This is a genomic window from Streptomyces sp. NPDC005775, from assembly GCF_042871565.1.
Lineage (GTDB): Bacteria > Actinomycetota > Actinomycetes > Streptomycetales > Streptomycetaceae > Streptomyces.
Genome location: NZ_JBIAIU010000018.1, coordinates 102,424 through 121,123, shown reverse-complemented (window position 1 = coordinate 121,123; position 18,700 = coordinate 102,424). Strand labels below are relative to the sequence as shown.

Below are 18,700 nucleotides of genomic sequence, written 5' to 3'. Positions count from 1 at the left end.
CACAGCACGGTGCCGCAGGGCCGCCTCTTCCCCGAGGCCCCGACCGGCCGCCGGCCGTGGTGCGCGGCGGTCAGGCCCCGCCCTTCGCATCGATGTCCCGACCCGCGTCCGTGTCAACGGCCGTGGCATCGACCACATGCCTCAACTGGGAGCGCACGGTGATGCCCAGTTTGGGGAAGGCCCGGTAGAGGTGTGAGCTGACGGTGCGCGGGGACAGATAGAGCTTCTCGGCCACCTCACGGTTGGTCATGCCGAGCGCCGCCAGCCGCACGATCTGCTGCTGCTGCGGGGTGAGGCCGGCGAAGGCGTCCGGTTCCGTGAAGGCGCTCCGGGCACCGGCGGCCCTGAGTTCGGACTGGGCCCGCGCCACCCAGGGCTGCGCGGCCAGCCGCCGGAAGACGGCCTCGGCGGTGACCAGGGGCGCACGGGCCTCGGAGATGCGGCGGCGGCGCCGCAGCCATTCTCCGTACGCGAGCAGCGCCTGGGCATGCTCGAAGGGCCGACGGGCGAGCGCGGGAGCCTCCAGAGCCGCCGCGAAGTGGTGCTCCGCTTCCTCGGCGGGAGCGAGTGCCGCCCGGCTCAGACGGACCAGCGCGCCCCTGCGCGGGGCCAGTGCGCCCGCCTCCGCCAGGGACCGCTCGACTCCGTCCACGATGCGGGTGGCCTCCTCGCGGCGGCCGACCCGGGCCGCGGCGGCCGCCAGCTCGGGCAACGCCGGGTAGGAGAGGTGGTAGTGAGTGGGGTTGCCCAGGTCGTCGAAGAGCGCGCGGTAGTGCTGGTGGGCGGTCTCGTGGTCGCCTTCCACGGTGGCGGCGGTGCCCAGCGCGCGCTGGGCGAGGGCGAGGACGGAACGGCTCTCCTGCGGGTCTACGAGCGAGAGGGCGCGCCGCGCCCGGGCGCGGGCCCCGGCCACGTCCCCGCGCAGCGCGCACAGCAGCGCCTCCGTGGCGGCGGCACAGGCCGCGGCATGGTCGAGCCCGGCCTCCGACGCGACGGCCGCGAGTTCGGCGCCGGCCGTCTGCGCGTCGGCCCACCGGCCCTGTTCCAGATAGGCGAGGGCTGCTACCCCGCCGAGTCCGTCCGGCAACGGCCCCTGCGAGGTCCACGCGGCGAACGCCGCGTCGTACGTACGCGCGGCCAACGCGGTCTCGTCCAGCAGCCAGGCGGCGACGGCGAGCAGGGTCAGCGTCTGCGGTTCCTCGCGCGCGGCCGCGGCCAGGGCGGGCAGCCGCAGGGCGAAACGCGTGTCGGCGGCGTCCGGACGCGCGACGACCGCGGTCCAGCCCGCCAGGAGCGTCTCCCGTTCCCCGAGGCGGTGGCCGGGGGGCACGGAGGCCAGGGGCAGCAGGCATTCGATCTCGTGCAACTGGGCCGCGTCACCTGAGTAGAAGCGCACCACAGCGGCGGCGGCCAGGGCCTCCAACGCCGCCGCGTGATCGGTCTTGACCAGGGCGGCTGCGGGGCGCACCAGTTGTCCGAAGGCGGCGTCGTGCGAGCTGGTGAGCGTCATGAGCCGGCCTACCTGGAGGGTGACGAGGGCCGCGGCTCGTGGGTCGTCGGTGCCGGCGCGGGTGCGTGCGGCCAGCCGTTCGACGGAGTCGAGCCGGCCGGTCATGACCGCCGTACGGGTCGCGGCGGTCAGCAGCCGGGTGCTCTCGCCCCGGTCGGGGTGCAGGTCAGCGGCCCGTTCCAGCATGTGGGCGGCAGCCGCGTAACCGCTGCGGTGACGTGCCCGGTTCGCGCCGGCTTCGAGTCGGGCCGAGACCGCCGCGCTCAACCCGGAGGTAGCGGCGGCAAGGTGCCAGGCGTGCCGGTCGGGATCCTGGTCACCGAACAAGGCGGCCAGCCCGAGATGCGCCGCGCGCCGCTCCTCGGCGGGGGCGGCGTGGTAGATCGCGAGGCGGGAGAGCGGGTGGCCGCAGCGCAGTCGTCCCCCGCTCCGCCGGATGAGTCCGGCCTCCTCGGCGGGCGCCCATACCGGATCGCCGATGCCGGGAAGCCAGGACAGCACGGTGTGCGGCGGGTCCTCCTTGTCGACGGTGGCCAGGCGCACCACCGCTCGGCGCGTCTCGGCGGGCAGTGCGGCCAGACGGTCGGCGTAGACCCGCCCCAGCCGTTCGGTGACCGGAAGCGGGGTGTGGACCGTGCGGGGCGCCCAGTCGTGGGCGCCGGCGGCCCGGGCCAGTTCCACCAAGGCGAGAGGGTTGCCCTCTGCCTGGTCGAGGACGGACGCCCGGGTGAGTCCGGCGGGCACGCGCGGTTGGAGGTCCAGCAGCCGTCCCGCCGCGCCGCGGTCGAGGGGTTCCAGAGTGAGGGCCGGTTCCTGATCGGCGAGCCCGCGCAGCGTGGGATCCCTGGTGGCGACCAGCAACGTCACCGGTTCGTCGGCCAGGCGCCGTGCGGCGAAGGAGAGAGCGTCCAGTGAGGCGCGGTCGGCCCACTGGGCGTCGTCCACGACCACCAGCAGCGGGCGCTCGGCGGCGAGGTCCGACAGCAGGGTGAGAACCGCTGTCCCGATGAGCATCGGGCCCGGCGCCTCGTTTCGCTCCGCCACTCCGAAAGCGACGTGCAGGGCCCCGCACTGCCTGGGGGGCAGGGCGTCGATCCGCCCGCGCACCGAACGCAGCAGCTGGTGCAGTCCGGAGAATGCCAGGTGGGTCTCGGACTGGCTGCTGACGGCCCTGAGTACCCGGCCGCCTTCCGCGGTGAAGCGCGCCACGACCGCCTCCACCAGCGTGGTCTTGCCGGCCCCGGCCCCTCCCACCACGGTGAGCAGAGCGTCCACCGGCTTCGCCACGGACTCCGTCGCACGCGGCGCGGTCACCACCGCGACCAGCCTGTCCAGCTCGGCCCGCCTGACCACGCCGGTGCCCGTGCGGCGGCGGACGGTCGTCGCTGTGTACTCAGCCACCGGTTCTCCAGACGTGACGGGCTCTTCCACGGCTCGACGTCTCCGATCACCGCATCCCCCGCGCATCGACGCTACCAGGGCGTTCTCGGTACACCCCGGACAGCTTCCCCGGTGGGGTCAGGTGGCGGACGACGCCTGCGGCCGGCGCCCCGGACCCGACGAACAGGCCGCCGCACACGGAAATCGTCACCGCCGACGACCTCGGGGACGCGCCACACGGAGAAGTGCAGTCACGTGTCCGATACCCCCGGGGCACCCCCTGCTCGCAGGCTGGAGACATCCGAATCTTCGAAGGAGAACCATGTCCCCCCTTACTCCCCCGTCCTCCGAGACCGGGACTCCGACGGTGAGCACCATCGAACTCGGTGAGGTGCGGATCCACCGCGTCATGGAGTACTCCGACACCACTCCGATGACGACGGACGTCTTCTTCCCCGGCAGCAAGCCCGAGGAGTGGCGGCGGCACAGTGAGATGCTGGCGCCCCACCACTGGGAGCCGGCCACCGATCTCACCCGTGCCGCCACCCAGTCCTGGGTGCTGCGCAGCGAGGGCAGGATCATCCTGATCGACACCGGCGCGGGTAACGACAAGTACCGCCCGCTGCAACCGATCTGGTCCTATCTGAACACCGGCTACCTGGCGAACCTCGCCGCTGTCGGCGTGCGGCCCGAAGACGTCGACATCGTCGTCAACACGCACCTGCACGACGACCACGTCGGCTGGAACACCCGGCTCGAAGGCCGCGACTGGGTCCCCACCTTCCCCAACGCGACCTACCTCATGCCGCAGCGTGACGTCGAGTACTGGAGGCCCGAGAACCTCCACAACACGGTGTTCGGGCGGGGCAACCAGAACGTCTACGAAGACAGCATCGACCCGGTCGTCGAGGCCGGGCTGGTGGAGACCTGGGACGATTCGTACACCATCGACTCCCACCTCCGCCTCGAACTGGCCCCCGGCCACACCCCCGGCACCTCGATCATCCACCTGGAGTCCGGGGGTGACCGCGCGATCTTCGCCGGCGACCTCCTGCACGGCGCGATCCAGGTGCACGAGCCGCACATCAACAGCTGCTTCGAAGAGGACGAGGACGGTGCTCGCGCCAGCCGTGCACGCATGTTCGCGCACGCCGCGGACAACAACGCCCTCGTGCTTCCGGCGCATCTGCCCGGACACGGTGCGTTCGAGATGCGCCGCCGGGGTTCCGGCTTCGAACTGACCAACTGGGGGCCGTTCTCCCTCACCTGATCCGACCGCCCGTCCTTCGGGGAGGAGCCCCCTGCCCGCGCGGAACAACTCCTCTCCTCCCCGGCCGGCCGTACCGGCCCCGCCAACTCACCGCCGCCGACTCACGCCTCATGACGCACAGACCGACAAGGAAGACACGTTGGCCGACCGCGACCTCGTCGTTCGGACCGCGCAGGGCGCGGTCCGCGGCAACCAGAACGACCACCACGCCGTGTTCCTCGGTGTTCCCTACGCCGCGCCTCCCGTCGGCGCAGGCCGCTTCGCGGCCCCGCTGCCGCACGATCCGTGGGAGGGGGTACGGAACGCCACGGAAGGGGGACCGACCGCACCGCAGGCCCCGCGCCGCCTCGGCGCACTGGAGATGACGCCCTACTTCGGGCCCGGATGGGTGCGGGGGCCGGACTACCTCACCGTCAACGTCTGGACACCCCGGACCACGCGGCCCGGTGCGCCGGTCATGGTGTTCGTGCACGGTGGCGGCTTCGTCGCCGGCTCCAACCGGTCACCCCTCTACGACGGCAGCCGCTTCGCCCGTGACGGGGTCGTACTCGTCACGGTGAACTACCGACTCGGCATCCCCGGATTCCTCGACCTTCCCGGGGCCCCCCGCAATCGGGGCCTGCTCGACGTGCTCCAGGCCCTGCGCTGGGTGCGGGAGAACATCGCCGCCTTCGGAGGGGGCCCCCGGAACGTCACACTGTTCGGCCAGTCGGCGGGTGCCACCCTCACCGCCGCCGTCCTGGCCGATCCCGCGGCAGAGGGACTCATCACGCGCGCCATCGTCCAGAGCGGCAACGGGCGGGGGGCATTCACACCCGAGCAGGCAGCGCGGGTGACGGCCGCCGCGGCGGTGAGGCTGGGAGTCGCACCGCATGCCGACGCGTTCGCGCGGATCACCGACGAACGTCTCGTCGAGATCATGCCGGGCCTCACGGGCATCGACCTGCGCACAGCGGCCGCGGGCGATCCGCTTCTCGGGCTCAGCCCGTTCAGCCTGGTGCTCGACCGTCAGCCCGCCGACGCCGTCACCGACGGAAGGGGCGCGAGCGTGGACCTGCTGCTCGGCACGAACGCCGAGGAGGGCCATCTCTACCTGGCCCCGTTCGGCACGCTCGGCACGTCGACGACGGCCGACGTGGAGGCCACAGCCGCCCTGTTCCGATCCGACCCCGCGCGGTATGTCGCGTCCTTCCGCCGCAGCCGTCCGGGAGCAACCGGCGGCGAACTGCGCTCCGCCCTCATCGCCGAGGTCCTGTTCGTCGCCGGCAGCCGCGACCTCGTCGACGCGCATGCCGCACACCCGGGCTCTCGTACCTTCCGCTACGAATTCGTCTGGCGTTCGTCGGCTCTGGGCGGTGAACTGGGCGCTGCGCACACCGTCGAGATGCCCTTCGTCTTCGATGTGACCGACCAGCCCGGTCTGCTCGGTCCCGACGCCTTGCTCGGAACCGGGACGCCGCCGCCCGAACTCGCCGCCCGCACACACGCGGCATGGGTCGCCTTCGCCACGACCGGAGACCCGGGCTGGGCTCCGTACGAGCGCGGGAAAGAACAGATCATGCGCATCGGGGAGGAGAGGGGGGCCGCCCCGGGGCGGCGGCCCGGACCGGGTCCGTCCGCGGGCTGACGGTGCAGGGGGCAACGGAAGTACTGCGGTGGTTGCGGCAGTTGGGGTGATCGCGGCGCTTGGCCCACGTGGCCGCGGCCCCTCAAAGACCGGGTTGCGTCCGGTCCGCGGCGGCCGGTGCGGCAATCAGGACGGTGATGCCGCTGGAGTCGCAGAAGGTGGGAGCGCCGAGGCCGACGACGAGTTGCTGCCCCGGTCCGATGACCAGGGCGGGCAGCCTCGTAGATTCTGCCGGGGTCAGCCCCGGTGCGGCCGACCCTTTCACCCCAGTCGGCTCAGCGCCGCCGACACCAGAGTCCGGACACCGGGCAGAAGCACCGAGAGGTCGGGGGCGAACAGGGGGCTGTGGTTTCCCGGTACGTTGCCGATCTTCTCGGCCAGGTCCGCTCCGGGGGCCGCCTCCCACACCGCGGGCGGAGTCGACGTCACGTACCAGAAGTCATAGGGCACGTTCTTGGGCGCGAGGAGGGAGAAGTCCTCGCTGCCCATCGCGGGGCCGAAGTCGAACACCGTGGGCTGTCCGAACAGTTCGCGGTGAACCGCGGCGATCTCGCCGTCGAGGACGCTGTCGTTGACGGTGTTCGGGTAGCCGGGCCGGACCGTGACCTCCGGCGGGGCCTGGCAGCCGGCGGTCCGGCACTCGCCCTCCACGATGCGCCGGACAGCTCCGAGGACGCGGTCCCGCACACGCGCGTCCTGGGTGCGCAGGTTCAGGGAGAGCCGGGCCTCGGCGGGGATGATGTTGTGTTTCGTACCGGCGTGGAACTGTCCCACCGTCAGAACCACCGAGTGGGCCGCCGCTACCTCCCGGGACACCACGGTCTGCAGGCGCGTGACGATGTAAGCGGCCGTCACCACCGGGTCGGTCGTCGATTCGGGGCGGGAGCCGTGACCGCCGACGCCGTGGACGACGACGTCGAGGTCGTCGGAGGCCGACATGGTGAGGCCCGGGGTGTGCGGGTAGAACCCGGCGAGACCGGGCGTAACGTGCTGGCCGAGCACGACGTCGGGGCGAGGGAAGCGGGTGTGCACCCCGTCGGTGACCATGGCCGACGCCCCACCGCCGGACTCCTCGGCGGGCTGCCCGACGACGACGAGCGTGCCCGACCAGGTGCCGCGGGCCGCGGCCAGCGCACCGGCGGCTCCGACGAGCCATGTGACGTGCAGATCGTGACCGCAGGCATGCATCACGCCGTCGACGGTGGAGGCGTACTCCAGACCGGTGGCCTCCTGGACCGGCAGTGCGTCCATGTCGCCGCGCAACCACACGGTCGGACCGTCGCCGTTGGCGAGAACACCGACCACCCCGGTACGGCCGACGCCCTCCGTCACGTCGTAGCCGGCCGCCCGCAGCCGCGCGGCGAGCTTCGCGGCGGTGCGGTGCTCCTGGAAGGCGAGCTCGGGGTGGCGGTGGAGGTCCTGGTAGAAGCCCTCCAGGGCGGCGGGCTTCAAGCCGGCGGTGATCTCCTGCGTGAGGCGGGCGACGGCGGTCGTTTCGCTCATGCCGCTTCCTCCTTCTCTTCGAATGTCGGCACGCTCGCCAGCAGACGGCGCGTGTAGGGGTGCTGTGGGGCGTGGTAGACGTCCCGCACCGGGCCCTGCTCCACCAGTTCGCCCTGACACAGGACAGCGACTTCGTCGCTGACATGGCGGACGACGGCCAGGTCATGGGAAATGAAGATCATCGTCAGGGACAGGGATCGCCGTAGTGCCTCGAGGAGGTTGAGCACCTCGGCCTGTACGGAGGCATCCAGCGCCGAGGTGATCTCGTCGGCGACCAGGACTTCGGGTTCCACGGCAAGAGCGCGGGCGACTGCGATGCGCTGTCGCTGGCCGCCGGAGAACTCGTGCGGGTACCTGGCGGCCGCGGAGCCGTCCAACGCGACGGTCTCCAGCCACCGTTCGACCGTCGCCGTATGCTTCCTGGCATCGGCGCGCACGGGGTCGATGGCTTCGGCAATGGCCTCACCGACCGTCATGAGCGGGTTGAGCGAGGCGTACGGGTCCTGCGAAACGAGCTGCACACGACGGCGCACCGCGACGAGCTCCCGCCGCTCGAGACCGGTGAGATCCTCCCCATCGAGGAGTATTCGGCCCGCCCGAACCGGGTGGATCCCGACGATCGCCCTGGCGATCGTCGACTTCCCGGAGCCTGACTCGCCGACCAGGCCGAGGGTCTGTCCGGCCCTGACCCCGGTGGACACGCCGTGCAGCACGGTTCTCGCACGCCTGCCGTGGCCGAAGGCGACGGTCAGTTCCTCGACGGCCAGCTTGTACGGGGATGAGGTCATCCGGTTCGTACCTCCTGTCGTACGGCATGGCATGCCACGTCATCCATGAAGCGCGGTCGTTCTGTCGCGCAGACCGTGTCGAGGACCACGGGACACCTGTCGGCAAAGGCGCAGCCGGACGGCCGGGCGGCGGGCGCCGGTGGCCGGCCCGGAATCGTGGCGAGCGGTGCGCGTTCCTCCGTGCCGGCGTCCCGCAGCCGCGGGCTCGCGGCCAGCAGGGCCCGCGTGTACGGATGCCGAACGCGGCCCGCCCGCAGGTCGGCTGCGGACAACTCCTCGACGACACGCCCGGCGTACATCACCACGACCCGGTGGCACACCGTGCCTACGACACCGATGTCGTGGGAGATGAGGAGCACGCTCGTGCCACGCCGGTCGTTGATGTCCTTCAGGACGTCGAGGACTTCGGCCTGGACCGTCACGTCGAGGGCGGTGGTCGGTTCGTCGGCCACGATCAGCCGCGGACCCGGCAGCAGCGCGGCGGCGATCATCGCGCGCTGCCGCATGCCGCCGGACAGCTCGTGCGGATACTGCTTCATGACCCGGGCGGGATCCTTGATCCGTACCTGCTCCAGCGCCTCGACGGCCCGCCGGTCCGCCTCCGCCCTGCTCACGCCTTGGTGCACGCGGAGCGTCTCGGTGAGCTGACCGCGCAGCCGCAGCGCCGGGTTGAAGGAGGACGACGGGTCCTGGAAGACGATTCCGATCTCGGTCGCCAGACGCTCGGCGTCGGCTACGGGGGCGGCCAGGTCGAGGTCGGCCAAGGTCAGTCGCGCCGCACGGGCGGACAGTCCCTCCGGCAGAAGCCGGGCCACGCTCATCGCCGTCAACGACTTGCCGGAGCCTGACTCCCCCACCAGGCCGACGATTTCGCCGGGCATGACGTGGAAGGAGACGTCGTCGACGAGACGCGTGCCGTCCGGCAGGACGACGGCCAGGCCGTCCACCGTCACCAGGGCGTCGGCGGGAGCCCGGTGCGAGGGCGTGGCCACGGCGGTGGGGGGTACCGCCGCGGCCTTCGCCCTCCCGCCGCGGGGATCGAGCGCTGTGGCGAGGCCGTCGCCGACGAAGCCCACGAGGACGCCGGTCACGGTGATGGCCACGGCCGGGCCGATCGCCTCGGCGGGGTTGGTGTAGAGGGACTGCAGGCCGGAGTTGAGCAGCGCGCCCCAGTCGTAGTCCGGTGCCTGCACGCCGACTCCCAGGAAGGAGAGGCCGGACAGGGCGACGAGCACGTTCGCGAAGGCCACCGACAGCAGTACCAGCAGCGGCCCGGAGATGTTCGGCAGGAGGTGCCGGACGAGGACGCGGTACGGCGGTACGCCCATCAGGCGCGCCTGCGTCACGAAGTCGCGCTGCGCCACGGAGGCAGCCATGTTCGCCGTGAGTCGGGCGAAGGCGGGGGCGCCGCCCAGGCCGATCGCGAGGACGGAGGCGACGGGCCCGGTGCCGAGGACCGTGGCGATCACCAGCGCGAGGATGAGCGCCGGGTAGGAGATCAGCACGTCGATCAGGCGCAGGCCCAGCTCGCGGACGCGCCGTCCCGACACCCAGACGCCGGCGCCGAGCAGGATGCCTGCGACCGCGGCGATCGCGGTCGCGGCGAGGGTCATCTCCAGGGTGAGACGGGTGGCAACCAGCGTCCGCGCCAGCACGTCGCGGCCGAGCACGTCGGTGCCGAGCCAGTGTCCGGCGCTCACGTGCGCGCGGGCGGCACCGCTCAGCGCCGTCGCCTCCTCGTCCAGCAGGAGGGGCGCGGCGAGGCCGAGGACGACGATCAGTCCGAGGCCGGCGAGGGACACGGCCAAGGGTGCGTTCCACCGGATGCGGCGCATCAGCGGCCTCCCTTTCCAGCCAGGGTGCGGGGGTCGAGCAGCGCGAGGACGACGTCGACGAGCAGGTTGAGCAGGGCGGCGAGCAACCCCAGGACCAGGACGCACCCCTGGATGACGGGGTAGTCGCGGACGAGGAGCGCTTCCACGACGCGTTGCCCGATGCCGGGCCAGGCGAAGACGGACTCGACGACGACCGTGCCGCCGAGCAGCCCGGCGAGGATCAGCCCGCCGAGGGTGAGCGTGGCGGTCAGCAGGTTGGGCAGGGCGTGCCGGGCGTACAGGCGCAGGGGCGGCAGGCGGCGGCCCCGCGCGGTCCGCATGTAGTCCTGGGCGAGGACGCGGGTGGCCTCGCTGCGCACGATGCGGGCCATGACGCAGGTGGCCGGCAACACCAGGGCGGCGATGGGGAGCACCATCGACCCGAGGGTCTCGGCGCCCGCCGCCGGGAACCAGCCCAGCTCGATGGCGAAGCCGAGGACGAGGAGGGTGCCGATGATGTACTCGGGTGTGGCGCCGACCATCCCGGTGACGAAGGTGAACGAAGCATCGGTGCGGCGGCTGCCGCGTGCTGCGGCGGCCAGTCCGATCGGCACGGCGAGCACCAGCACCACGAGGACGGAGAGGAGCGCGATCTCGGCGGTGAACGGCAGACGGCCGCCGATGATCTCGGCCACGGGCTCCCGCGTCTGGAAGGAGGTGCCCATGTCGCCGCGGAGCAGACCACTTGTGTACGTGCCGAACCGTACGGGCAGCGGCTGGTCCAGGCCGAGGTCGTGGCGGGCCCGCTCCACGTCGGCGGGGCTCGCTTCGGCGCCGGCGACCACGCGTGCCGGGTCGCCGGGGATGAGCTGCACCATCAGGAACGTGCCGACGACGAGCGTGCCCGCGACGGCGGCGAGCCCGACGAGACGCCGGACGAGAAAGGTGCTCCACGGGCCGAGGCGCGCCGAGCGCCCGGCCCCCGCGGCCGTCGCGGCGGCCGATGCCGCCGCCATCAGCCCGTGACCCGGAGCGTGGAGACGGAGAGGGACCCGCCCGGCATCGCGAAGGAGACGCCCTCGCGGGCGACGTAGCGCACGTCGACCGTGGCCAGCGGGATCACGTCGTTGGCCTTCAACAGCGCCTCCTGGGCCTTCTGCCAGGCGGCGCACTTGGTGTTGCGGTCCGTGGTGGAGGTGGCGGCGACGTAGTTCTCGGCGTACGCCGCGTTCTTCACCGCGCCGTAGTTGAGGCCGCCCCTGGCTGGTTCGGGGCCCAGGAAGTAGGTGCCACCGCGCGCGAGGGTGCCGCTGATCAGCGGGAAGACGGTGGCGTCCCAGTCGCCCTGGTTGGCGGTGACGTCGGTGGCCCAGGCGGCGTTGTCGGCGTTGGTGAGCTTCACCTCGGCACCGGCGGCGCGCAGGGCCTCGGCGACGTAGGAGTTGCCTGCGCCGCCGGCGACCGCGTTGGATCCCTCCAGCTTGATGCTGACGCCCTTCAGGACCTGCTTCGCCGCAGCCGTGTCCGTCCTCGTCAGCAGGGCGCCGTCGGTGGAGACGCACGCCGCCTTCTCGTCCACGTACGAGGTGAGGGGCTGTCCGGTGCCGCCGAAGACGTTGTTGAACGCCTTGACGCTGACCGCCTGCGCGATCGCCTTGCGGACCTTCGGGGCGGCGCCCGGGCGCCCGGGACGCTGGTTGAAGGCGATGTAGTTGCGGATGAACGGCGCGGACTTGACCGTGAACGTGTCGTTGCCCGCGAACCGCGCGGCGTCCGGGCCGGTGAGGGGGGCCAGGTCGAGGGCGCCGGTCTGCAGCTGGTTGGCGAGGGTCGACTCGTTCTTCGAGATCTGGACGCGCAGGCGGTCGGCCGGCTCCCCCGCGGGCATCGAGGCAAACTGCGGATAGGCCTTGAATCCCTTGCGCAGCCGCAGTTCGTACGAGGCGCCGCGCCGCGCCGTCACCATGTCGTACGGTCCGGTGGCCGCGCCCTTGACGGCGCCCCGGGCGAGCTCGGCGGCGCCCGCGTCGAGGCCGGCCTTGCAGATGATCCCGGCGGCGGTGCCGGACAGGCCGGCGAGGACCTCGCCCCACGGGGTGGCGGTGGTGATGATGACGGTGCCGGCCGCGTCGTCGCCGGTGATCGTGGTCTTGTCCCCCGTGTTCGCGGCGCCGAAGGTGAGCAGGGCGCCGGCCGAGTGCGCCCGGTAGCGCTTCAGTGAGGCGACTACCTGCGAGGCGGTGAGCGCCGACCCGTCGGAGCAGGTCAGGCCCTTCTTCAGGGTCAGCGAGGTCTTCGTCGGCGTGGACGTCCAGGTGTCGGCGAGACCGGCGACGAACGTACCGCCGTCGTCCTGGCCGATCAGCGGCTGGTACAGCAACGACGTGAGGGCGTAGTCCGTCGCGCCCGCCCCCTTCGCCGGGTCGAACGAGGTGACGTCGGAGGTGAATCCGATCTTGACGGTGGCCCGGCCCTTGTCGCCGCTCGATGAAGGACCGCCGGCCGGGCCGGTGGTGCAGGCGGAGGCCAGGAGGGAAGTGGCGGCGACCGTGATGGCGCCGGAGAGGAACCGCGAACGGGGCATGGAGAACTCTCCAGGACTGAGGACTGGGAAGGGGCCGAGGGCTGGGGGGGCCGATGGACTGGTCCGGGTCGGGGCCTTGGACGGGCCGTGGGCCGGGCCAGGCCGAGGTCGGGGAGCGCGGGCAGTGCTGCGGTCTGTTGCGGTCTGTTGCGGCATACAGAACAGGCCACTTCCCTCCCGGCCCCGCAATTGCAAGAATCCGCATCGGAAAGGTGATCGCATGCATGAATCCGCAGGGCCCGTCGGCCTCAGGGCCGCCACCACCCCGTCCCGGGGAACACTCGATGAACTCGATCTCGCCCTCGTCAACGCCCTGCAGATGGCACCCCGCGCCCCCTGGGCGCAGCTGGCCCGTCCGCTCGGCGTGGACGCGGCAACGCTCTCCCGCCGCTGGTCCCGGCTGCGGGACTCCGGTGAGGCATGGGTCACCTGCTACGCGTCGCCCTCCCAAGTCACCTACGGCGCCCTCGCCCTGATCGAGGTGTCGTGCGTGCCGCAGGCGCGGGAAGCCCTGGCCGGCCGGCTCGCCCGGCACCCGCAGGCGATGAGCGTGGAACTGGTGGCGGGATCCTGCGACCTGCTCCTGACGGTGGCCACGGCGACCATGTCGTTGATGAGCGGGTACGTACTCGCCCTCGGCCGTATCGAGGCGGTGACGGCCACGCGCACCCACTTGGTGCAGCACGTGCACCGGGACGGCAGCGAGTGGCGCATGGACTCCCTCTCCCGCGACCAGAGGCGCGACCTGGCGGAAACCGAGGACGGTGGCGCCCACACCGCCGTCGCGGCCACGCTCACGCCCGAGGACCGCGTCCTGCTGCGCGTCCTCGCCGAGGACGGCCGCCGCTCCGTCACCTCGATCGCCGCCGAACTGGGCCGTCCCGAGTCAACGGTGCGACGGTCACTGAACTCTCTGCTCCAAGGCGGCAGAGCCGTACTGCGCTGCGACGCCGCCCACCTGTACGCGGGCTGGCGCAGCTCGGCGACGCTCTGGATGTCCGTACCGCCCGCCCAGCTCATGGCGGCCGGCGACGAATTGAGCCGCCTGCGGAGCACGCGTATGGCGGCGTCGGTGTCCGCCGAGGCAAACCTGCTGAGCGTGGTGTGGCTGCACGCCTTGGACGACCTCGGTCGCTACGAGGTCCAGGCCGCCTCGCGGATCACCTCCCTGCGCGTACGCAACCGGGCCGTGAACCTGCGCTGGGTCAAGCGCATGGGCCGCCTGCTCGGTGACGACGGCCGCAGCACAGGCTGCGTCCCGGTCGACCCGTGGCACCCGATCGTCTGAACCACCCCCGTACGAACCGCTCCCTCCCTCCGGGCCCCGCCCAAGTCGCCCCTTCCCGAGCCGGCAGCTGCGCTTTTCAGCACACCACCCCGGATCCTGGCGGATTCATGCAATCCGCAGGCCGGGTGGGGCCGGTCCCTGAGGCTGACACCACCGCCGGACGACAACCGACCGACCGGCTCACCGACGGACCGGCCTCAGCCTCCGCACGGGGAAGGACGCCATGCCCATGTCCAGCCGCACCCTCGCCGACGATGACCTCGTCCATCTCAGCGCCACCGACGCCCTCCAGCTCTTCGCCCGCCGTGCTCTGTCGCCCGTCGAACTCATGCGGGCCGTCATCGAACGTGCGGAGAAGGTCGAACCGCGCATCAACGCCTTCACCGAGCGGCTCTTCGACGAGGCCCTGGAACAGGCCCGGCACGCCGAGGCCCGCTACCTCGGCAAAGCCGGCCCGGCCCCCCGTCCGCTGGAGGGCATCCCGGTCGCGGCCAAGGAGAAGCACGCCATCCTGGGCCGCACCCTGACCGAAGGCTCTCTCGCCCACGAGGGCCGCGTCGCCACGGAGAACGCCCCCGTGATCGACCGCATCCTCGGCGCGGGCGGCATCATCCACGCCCGCACGGCGACCCCGGAGTTCTCCCTCAGCACCTTCACGCACTCCCGTATGTGGGGCATCACCCGCAACCCCTGGAACCTCGACTTCACCCCCGGTGGCTCCTCCGGCGGCGCGGGCGCCTCCCTCGCCGCCGGGACGTCCCTGCTCGCCTCGGCCTCCGACATCGGGGGCTCCACCCGCATCCCGGCCGCCTTCACCGGAACCGTCGGCTTCAAGGCCCCCTACGGACGCAACCCCGGCCTCGGCGTGCTCACCGCCGACCACTACCGCGGCGACGGTCCCATGGCCCGCACCGTGGACGACGTCATCGCGTTCCAGAATGTCCTGGCCGGACCCGACCCCCGTGACCACGCCTCGATCCGCCCCAAATTGTCCGTGCCCACTGCGTACGAGGATGTGACCGGCGCACGGATCGCCCTGTGCGTCCGGCTCGGCGAGTACGACGTCCATCCGGAAATGGAGGCGCACACCCGCGCCGCCGCCCAGGCCCTCGCCGACGCCGGCGCACACGTGGAGGAGATCGCCCTCCCCTGGACGCGCCGAGAACTGCTGACCGCGGTCGCCGGCCATTTCTCGGCCCTCTTCGGCGCCCTCGTCATCGAGGCCGCCGAAACCCACCGCGACCTGCTCAGCCCGTACACGGTCTCCTTCGCCGACTCCATGGCCCGCGCCCGTACCAAGGTGAGTTACCTCGACTCCCTTCGCGCCGAACACCGGTTGCAACAAGCGCTCGCCGCCGCCATGGCCGGATTCGACGCACTGATCTGCCCCACCACCGCCGTTCCCGGCTGGCATGCGGGCGACGACCTCGCGGGTGACAAGGTCGTGGTGCACGGCGAGGAAGTGGCCGACACCCTGTGGAGCGCCATGACCACGCCGTTCAACATCAACAACCGCTGCCCCGTGCTCAACGTTCCTTCCGGCATGTCGAGTTGGGGAGTGCCCACCGGCCTCCAGATCGTCGGCCACCCCTACGACGACCCCACCGTCTTCCGCATCGGCAAGGCGCTGGAGACCCTCCGCCCCTGGTCGTACGCCCCGATGGAGGACGGCGTGCTGTAGCCCGGCGAGCAGTGCCGGCTTCCCCGCCCACGCAGGAACGCGCCGCCGTGTTGTGGCCCGACCGGCCGGCTCTCACCATGCTGCCCAGCGCGGAGCAGTGGACGCGCGGCGAGACCGTGTCCTTCGAGCAACTGCGCGACCAAGTACACCGCATCGCCAACCTCTTCCACCGGCACGGGGTCCGCCGTACCACCGCCGTGGGCCTGCTGACCCCCAACGCCGGCCTGCTGCCCGCCACCCTCCTGGCCGCCCAGCTCGCGGGCTGTGCGGCACCGGTCAACCCGGCGCTCGCCGCCGCGCACGCAGAACGGCTGCTGGGTCTGGGCGGGGCAAAGGTCCTGGTCGCGGCCGGACCCGAACTCGACGCCGACGCATGGCGGACGGCCCGCGCCGCGGCGGCGTCACTCCGCTGCTCAGCGCTGTTCGCCCTGCATCCGGTCGGCGCACCCGAGCCCGCGCCCGATTTGGAACGGGTCGAGGGGGTCCACGTCGCCTATCTGCACGTCGAGGCCGCCGCCCAGCCGGCAGAGCTCCATCCTGGCGTCGTACCTCCGAAAGCGGGCGACCTGGCCGCGTACTTCCACACCGGCGGCACCACCGGCGCCCCCAAGCCGGCCGCGCACACCCACGCGAACGAGGTGGCCGACGCCTGGATGATCGCGGCCAACAGCACGTTGGACTCCGATTCCGTACTCTTCGCCGGGCTGCCGCTGTTCCACGTCAACGCCTTGGTCGTCACCCTGCTGGCACCGCTGTTCCGCGGCCAGCGCAGCGTGTGGACCGGGCCCCTCGGCTACCGCGAGCCGGCGCTGTTCGCAGTCTTCTGGAAGATCGTCGCGCATTTCCGGATCGCCACCATGTCCGCGGTCCCGACCGTCTACGCCGGCCTCGCCCGGATTCCGCTCGACGCGGACACCACCTCGCTGCGCTTCGCGATAGTCGGCGCGTCCCCTCTGCCGCCGACGGTACGTGCGGCGTTCGAGCACCACACCGGCGTCCCGCTCTGCCAGGGGTACGGCCTCACCGAAGCCACCTGCGGCAGCGCCCGGAGCTTCCTGCACGAGCACCAGCGCCCGGAGGCCGCGGGCCAGCGCATGCCCTACCAGCAGGTGAAGACGGTACGGATCGACAGCGACGGCACCTGGCACGACCTCCCGCAGGGGGAGCCCGGCATTCTCGTCATCAGCGGCCCCACCGTCTTCCCCGGCTACGTCGTCGGCCACGACGACACCGGACCGCGCCTGGACACCCTCGGCAGTGTGCGCGACGGCTGGCTCAACACCGGCGACCTCGCACGCGTGGATTCCGACGGATTCATCCACCTGCTCGGCCGCGCGAAGGACCTGATCATCCGCGGTGGCCACAACATAGACCCCGCCGTCATCGAGGACGCCCTCCTCACCCACCCGGCCGTCACCGGCGCGAGCGCCGTCGGACGCCCCGACCCTCACTCCGGCGAGGTCCCCATCGCCTACGTCACCCTCAGGACCGGCACCACCGGCACCGGACCCGACGAGTTGATCGCCTTCGCCGCGCAGCATGTACCCGAGCGAGCGGCGGCCCCCAAGGACGTCATCGTTCTGCCGGCGCTGCCGGTGACCGACATCGGCAAGCCTTCCAAGGTCCCTCTGCGCCTCGACGCCACGCGGCGCGCGATCTCCACAGCCCTGGCCGGCCTCGGCATCGCCGCCGGCGACGAACAGATCCGATGCGAACTGGCAGACGGCCGCCCGATGGTGTACCTGCCTCCCGTCGCCGACCCCGGCCGTCGTCGCCGGATCATCGCCCAACTCGCCCCGTACGACGTGAACTGGGCCCGTCCGGAACGTCCGGCGGAGACCCGGCTGCCTCGGCGGCCGGGGGATCTTGCGGCGCGGCGCCCGCTTCCGGATCAGGACGCGGTGGCCGACTCCGGTGACGTCACGCGGGCGGTTGGCGAAGGCCGACAGCCGCTCGGCGGGCCGCCGATCGCTCCCGCCCGCGATCACCCACGCCCGGAAGTCTCCGCCCGGGGCGGAGCCGTCGAGGCGCGTACCACGAGTTCGGTGGCGAGTTCGATGTGGTGAGACCCGACCTTTTCGCCGTTGGCCAGCCGGAGAGCAGTGCGCAGGGCGGCGCCGCCCATCTCCCGTAGTGGCTGGCGCACAGTGGTCAGCGGCGGTGATGCCATCTGGGCGAGGCTTGTGTCGTCGAAGCCGACCACGCTCAGGTCCTCGGGGATACGCAGGCCTCGGGTGCGGGCCGCCTCGATGGCGCCGACGGCGATCTCGTCGTTGGCTGCGAAGACCGCCGTCGGTGGCTCCTGCAGGCCCAGGAGCGCCGTGGCGCCGAGCGACCCGGCCCTGTACGTGAATTCACCCGGGAGGACATAGGCGTCGGGCACCCGTGCTCCTGCCGCCTCCATGCCGGCGCGGTAGCCGTGCATGCGCGCCTGGTTGCATACGGCCATGCTCGGTCCGCCGAGATAGGCGATACGGCGGTGGCCCAGGGAGAGCAGGTGCTGGGTCGCGGCCAGGCCGCCGGCGAAATTGGTCGCCCCGACACTGTTGACCCGGCTGTCCGGCAGGTGCAGTGGGTCCAGCACGACCAACGGCAGCCCGGACCGGGCCAGTTCGTTCAGGTGCGCCGCGGTGTACACGCTGGTGACCGCGATGACGGCGCGGCGCCCGGACGAGACCAGGTTCCGGGCCCAGTGCGGGGCACTGGACGCCTTGCTGATCACCACCGAGGCCCCCAGTTCGGCGGCGGAGTCGACGATGCCCTCCAGGGTCTCGGCCACGTACGCCTTGAGCCCGCCCTTGAACTGCACCTCGATGGTCGGGCTTTCGACGGCCTCGGTGTAACGGAACACGGGCGCGAGGTAGTGGTGCTGATGCAGCAGTTCCTGCACCTTGGTGCGGGTGTGCGGTGCCACGTCACCGCGACCGTTGACCACCTTGGACACGGTCGCGACGGAAACCCCAGCCGCTCGGGCGATGTCCGCCAAAGTGGTGCGCCTGGTGTTCGGTCCCATCGGTTCCCCTCAGCTGTACGTCCACGGGCGTGGTGAGCCGCCGGCCGGGCCGGCTACGCGGGTGGAACCGGTCAACCGTACGGCAATCCGGCCGCACCCCCGTCCAGCTCGACGACTGCCGAGCCGCACGACCTGCCCACCCCCGCCGTGACAGCCGGGCGGGCATCGACCCGCCCGGCACGGTCGGCACCGGGCCCTGTCGACGCGGCAGGACCTGCACCGACGCTTCGGCAGCCGCAGTC

12 protein-coding genes are annotated in these 18,700 nt (G+C 72.0%); 5 read left to right on the top strand and 7 right to left on the bottom strand.

The window, feature by feature from the left end; genetic code table 11:
• Positions 1 to 70 precede the first annotated feature (70 nt).
• On the bottom strand, positions 71 to 2,911 hold the full coding sequence (locus tag ACFYPA_RS32925) for an AAA family ATPase (protein ID WP_359085365.1): 2,841 nt from the start codon (positions 2,909 to 2,911) through the stop codon (positions 71 to 73).
• A 301-nt stretch (positions 2,912 to 3,212) separates the two neighbouring features.
• Between ACFYPA_RS32925 and ACFYPA_RS32920 the strand changes: the two genes are divergently transcribed.
• Together ACFYPA_RS32920 and ACFYPA_RS32915 are read left to right on the top strand one after the other, a co-directional pair.
• The gene (locus ACFYPA_RS32920; RefSeq protein ID WP_359085366.1) at positions 3,213 to 4,160 is read left to right on the top strand and encodes an MBL fold metallo-hydrolase; all 948 of its coding nucleotides are present in this window, start codon (positions 3,213 to 3,215) and stop codon (positions 4,158 to 4,160) included.
• 139 nt (positions 4,161 to 4,299) lie between these two features.
• Positions 4,300 to 5,787: a carboxylesterase family protein gene (locus ACFYPA_RS32915; protein ID WP_359085367.1), complete on the top strand. Its 1,488-nt coding sequence runs from the start codon at positions 4,300 to 4,302 to the stop codon at positions 5,785 to 5,787.
• Positions 5,788 to 6,048: 261 nt separating this feature from the next.
• Here ACFYPA_RS32915 and ACFYPA_RS32910 read toward each other — a convergent pair whose 3' ends face one another.
• The 5 genes from ACFYPA_RS32910 to ACFYPA_RS32890 are packed head-to-tail and all read right to left on the bottom strand — an operon-like array spanning position 6,049 to position 12,476.
• Complete coding sequence (locus ACFYPA_RS32910) at positions 6,049 to 7,290, bottom strand: amidohydrolase (protein ID WP_359085368.1); 1,242 nt, start codon at positions 7,288 to 7,290, stop codon at positions 6,049 to 6,051.
• Complete coding sequence (locus tag ACFYPA_RS32905) at positions 7,287 to 8,078, bottom strand: ATP-binding cassette domain-containing protein (RefSeq protein ID WP_359085369.1); 792 nt, start codon at positions 8,076 to 8,078, stop codon at positions 7,287 to 7,289. The genes ACFYPA_RS32910 and ACFYPA_RS32905 overlap by 4 nt, the downstream gene beginning before the upstream one ends.
• A complete protein-coding gene (locus ACFYPA_RS32900) occupies positions 8,075 to 9,913 on the bottom strand; it encodes a dipeptide/oligopeptide/nickel ABC transporter permease/ATP-binding protein (RefSeq protein WP_359317309.1) in 1,839 nt (612 codons plus the stop codon). Before ACFYPA_RS32900 ends, ACFYPA_RS32905 begins: the two co-directional genes overlap by 4 nt.
• Positions 9,913 to 10,908: an ABC transporter permease gene (locus tag ACFYPA_RS32895; RefSeq protein WP_359085371.1), complete on the bottom strand. Its 996-nt coding sequence runs from the start codon at positions 10,906 to 10,908 to the stop codon at positions 9,913 to 9,915. Before ACFYPA_RS32895 ends, ACFYPA_RS32900 begins: the two co-directional genes overlap by 1 nt.
• The gene (locus ACFYPA_RS32890; protein ID WP_359085372.1) at positions 10,908 to 12,476 is read right to left on the bottom strand and encodes an ABC transporter substrate-binding protein; all 1,569 of its coding nucleotides are present in this window, start codon (positions 12,474 to 12,476) and stop codon (positions 10,908 to 10,910) included. The genes ACFYPA_RS32895 and ACFYPA_RS32890 overlap by 1 nt, the downstream gene beginning before the upstream one ends.
• A gap of 220 nt (positions 12,477 to 12,696) precedes the next feature.
• On the opposite strand from ACFYPA_RS32890, the gene ACFYPA_RS32885 reads away from it, so the two are divergent.
• From ACFYPA_RS32885 to ACFYPA_RS32875, 3 genes are all read left to right on the top strand, one after another.
• Entirely contained in the window at positions 12,697 to 13,764 is a 1,068-nt protein-coding gene (locus ACFYPA_RS32885; protein ID WP_389136026.1) for an Lrp/AsnC family transcriptional regulator, read from the top strand.
• 229 nt (positions 13,765 to 13,993) lie between these two features.
• A complete protein-coding gene (locus ACFYPA_RS32880) occupies positions 13,994 to 15,445 on the top strand; it encodes an amidase (RefSeq protein WP_359085374.1) in 1,452 nt (483 codons plus the stop codon).
• Between the two features lie 11 nt (positions 15,446 to 15,456).
• Positions 15,457 to 17,511 carry an acyl-CoA synthetase gene (locus ACFYPA_RS32875; RefSeq protein WP_359085375.1) on the top strand — a complete coding sequence of 685 codons (2,055 nt, stop codon included), beginning with the start codon at positions 15,457 to 15,459 and terminating at the stop codon, positions 17,509 to 17,511.
• Here ACFYPA_RS32875 and ACFYPA_RS32870 read toward each other — a convergent pair.
• On the bottom strand, positions 17,430 to 18,458 hold the full coding sequence (locus ACFYPA_RS32870) for a substrate-binding domain-containing protein (protein ID WP_359085376.1): 1,029 nt from the start codon (positions 18,456 to 18,458) through the stop codon (positions 17,430 to 17,432). The genes ACFYPA_RS32875 and ACFYPA_RS32870 overlap by 82 nt on opposite strands.
• Positions 18,459 to 18,700 lie beyond the last annotated feature (242 nt).